This is a genomic window from Streptomyces sp. NRRL B-24572 (assembly GCF_002156145.1).
GTDB classification, from domain to species: Bacteria; Actinomycetota; Actinomycetes; order Streptomycetales; family Streptomycetaceae; genus Streptomyces; species Streptomyces vietnamensis.
In genome coordinates, this window is record NZ_MWIG01000284.1 from 1 (window position 1) to 3,326 (window position 3,326).

Below are 3,326 nucleotides of genomic sequence, written 5' to 3' on the forward strand. Positions count from 1 at the left end.
TCCGGCCCATCGTCGCCGAGCTCCAGCGCAAGTTCTCCGTGAGCGCGGCGGAAGTGGGAGACCAGGACCTTCACCGCAGGGCCCGGCTGGGCGTCGCGCTGGTGTCCGGGGACCACGGATTCGTATCGGACGTGCTCGACCGCTGTGAGCGGCTCGTCGCCGCGCGTCCGGAGGTGGAACTCCTTTCGGTACGCCGAAGGCTCCACACTGATGAAGACTGATTTGAGCAAGGCAAAGAAGGAGAAGGACCAGTGGCCGACAACGCGCGGGCGAAGAAGCTGGCAGACCTCATCCGGGAGGTGGTCGCCGAGAAGCTGCAGCGCGGCATCAAGGACCCCCGCCTGGGTACGCACGTGACCATCACGGACACCCGCGTCACCGGTGACCTGCGGGAGGCCACGGTCTTCTACACGGTCTACGGCGACGACGAGGAGCGCGCGAGCGCCGCGGCGGGCCTGGAGAGCGCCAAGGGCATCCTCCGTTCGGCCGTGGGCCGGGCGGCGGGGACCAAGTTCACCCCGACCCTGACCTTCGTGGCCGACGCCCTTCCGGAGAACGCCCGCACCATCGAGGACCTCCTCGACAAGGCGCGCGCCTCCGACGCCCAGGTGCGTCAGGCCTCCTCGGGTGCCACCTTCGCGGGTGACGCCGACCCCTACAAGAAGCAGGGCGAGGACGAAGCCGCCGAATGAGCACCTCGGGAAAGACGCCCGACGGGCTTGTCATCGTCGACAAGCCGTCGGGCTTCACTTCGCACGACGTCGTGGCCAAGATGCGCGGGATCGCCAAGACCCGCCGCGTCGGCCACGCCGGCACGCTCGACCCCATGGCCACGGGCGTCCTCGTCCTCGGCGTGGAGCGGGCGACCAAGCTCCTCGGTCACCTCGCGCTGACCGAGAAGGAGTACCTGGGTACCATCCGCCTGGGCCAGACGACGATCACCGACGACGCCGAGGGCGAGATCACGGCGTCGGTCGACGCTTCGAAGGTCACCCGCGAGCAGATCGACGCCGGCGTCGCCGAGCTGACCGGCGCCATCATGCAGGTGCCGTCGAAGGTCTCCGCGATCAAGATCGACGGCAAGCGGTCGTACGCGCGCGTGCGCGGCGGCGAGGAGTTCGAGATCCCGGCCCGCCCGGTCACCGTCTCCTCCTTCCGCGTGTACGACGTCCGCGAGGAGACCGCCGAGGACGGCACGCCCGTCGTCGACCTGGTCGTCTCGGTGGTCTGTTCCTCCGGTACGTACATCCGGGCGCTCGCCCGGGACCTCGGCGCCGGACTCGGCGTCGGCGGCCACCTGACCGCGCTGCGCCGCACCCGGGTCGGCCCGTACAAGCTGGACTCGGCCAGGACCCTGGACCAGCTCCAGGAGGAGCTCACGGTCATGCCGGTCGCCGACGCGGCCGCGGCGGCGTTCCCGCGCTGGGACGTCGACGAGAAGCGGGCCAGGCTGCTGCTCAACGGCGTCCGCCTGGAGATGCCGGAGTACCCGAAGGGGCCCGTCGCGGTCTACGGACCCGAGGGGAAGCTGCTCGCGCTGGTCGAGGACCAGCGGGGCAAGGCGAAGAGCCTCGCCGTCTTCGGCTGAGCCGACCTCCGAACGTGGGGCGGGCACGCACGCGCGTGCCCGCCCCACGTTTCTTCCCCCCTCGGTTTCCCCCGTGGAGTGTCTGTCCGGCGGAGCCGCCGAAATTCACCCCATCAGGGAGGCGCTCGGAGTGAACGGGGGAGTGGGAGGGGGCGCGTTTCCCCGCGAGCGCCTCCGGGTGATCACCGGCCGCCTACCGTCGACACCATGGGAAGCGGGGACCTGGCGACGCTGGTGCGCATCTGCGATCCGGCGGGCCGGCCACGCGGCACCGGTTTCCTCGCTGACCACCACGGAACGGTCGTCACCAGCCACGAAGCCGTCGACGGGCTCAGCCGTGTCGTCCTGCACGCCCCCGGCGACCGGAGCTGGCTCGCCGAGGCCGAGGCCGTCACCCCGCTGCCCGAGAGCGGCCTCGCGCTCGTCCGGACCGAAGGGCTCGGCGGCCGCCCGCTGCCGCTCGCGACCCGGCCCGAGATCGAACCCGGCACATACGTACGGATCGCCGCCCAGGGCTGGCGCGAGGCCCGCGTCCTCGGCCCCGCCTCCGTCACGTACACCGCCGCCGACCGCTTCCACGCCCTCGCCGACGCCCTCGAACTGGCCATCGGCACCGAGGGCGCCGAGGCGCTCCGCCGCGGCGGACAGGCCGCCGGAGGACCCGTCCTGGACACCGTCACCGGCACCGTCCTTGCCGTCCTCGGCACCGCCCTGCACGGCGACCGCCAGGCCGCCGGGTACGCCGTGCCGCTCCGGCCCGCAGGACCGCCCGCCGCCCCGTACGGCGAGCGCCGGGCCTCCGGGTACGAGGCCCCGCTCACCGCCCCGCACGGCGAGCGCCCGGCCGCCGGGCACGCCGTGCCGCCACGGCCCGCCGACCCGCTCGCCGACCTGCTGCGGCGCAACGCGGCCACCGTCCCCGCCTACGGACCCGACCTCAACCTCGCCGCCATCCTGGAGCTCACCGCCACCTCCACCGGGCCCGTACGGGACCCCGGCCCCTGGCCCGAGCCCGTCGAACGTCCCGACTGCGTCCGCGAGTTCGCCCGCTTCGCGACCGGCCGTGCCCCGGTCCTCGCCCTCGTCGGCGCCCCCGGCACCGGCCGCACCACCGCCCTCGCCGCGCTCTGCGCCCGCCGCGCCCGGGGCGCCGCACCCGCCCCCACCGTCCGGCTGCGCGGCGCCGACCTGCGCGCCGAGGACCGCTCGCTCGCCGACGCCGTCGGCCGCGCCCTGCACCAGGCCGGCCGGATCGTCGCCGCCTCCGGGGCGCTCGGCGACACCACGACCGCCACCCCGGAGCGGGCCGCCGCCCTCGCCCGGGACGCGGGCCGCCCGCTCCTCGTCGTCCTCGACGGCCCCGAGGAGATGCCACCGCTCCTCGCCCACCGGCTCGCCGACTGGACGGCGGCCACGGAGCACTGGCTCCGCACCCACGGAGCCCACCTCGTCACCGCCTGCCGTCCGGAGCACTGGGAACAGGCGGGCGCGCTGTACGGCCCGGGGGCGCTGCACCGGCCGGCGGGGGACCCGGGCCGGGCGGCGGGGCCCGGCAGCGGCCCGTCCGACCCGGGCCGGGCCTCGACCGGCACCGGTGACGCCATGCCCGCCGCGGTCGTCCTCGGGCCGTACACCGAGACGGAGGCCCGCGCCGTACGCGAGGGCTACGGGATCGGGGAGACGGACCTCGCCCCGGCGGACGCCCGGCACCCGCTGGCCCTGCGGCTGCTCGCCGAGG

The 3,326-nt window shown here is 74.9% G+C and carries 4 protein-coding genes; all 4 read left to right on the plus strand.

Annotation, left to right across the window (positions count from 1 at the left end; genetic code table 11):
* Nucleotides 1–221: DUF503 domain-containing protein (locus CCN56_RS17800; RefSeq protein WP_086828012.1), on the plus strand; the 221-nt coding region annotated here is incomplete at its 5' end.
* Between the two features lie 30 nt (nt 222–251).
* Complete coding sequence (gene rbfA, locus CCN56_RS17805) at nt 252–692, plus strand: 30S ribosome-binding factor RbfA (RefSeq protein ID WP_041131524.1); 441 nt, start codon at nt 252–254, stop codon at nt 690–692.
* Entirely contained in the window at nt 689–1,588 is a 900-nt protein-coding gene (gene truB / locus CCN56_RS17810) for a tRNA pseudouridine(55) synthase TruB (RefSeq protein ID WP_086828014.1), read from the plus strand. Before rbfA ends, truB begins: the two co-directional genes overlap by 4 nt.
* Before the next feature lie 207 nt (nt 1,589–1,795).
* Nucleotides 1,796–3,326 (plus strand): serine protease (locus CCN56_RS17815; protein ID WP_256962016.1); only part of this gene is annotated, 1,531 nt, incomplete at its 3' end.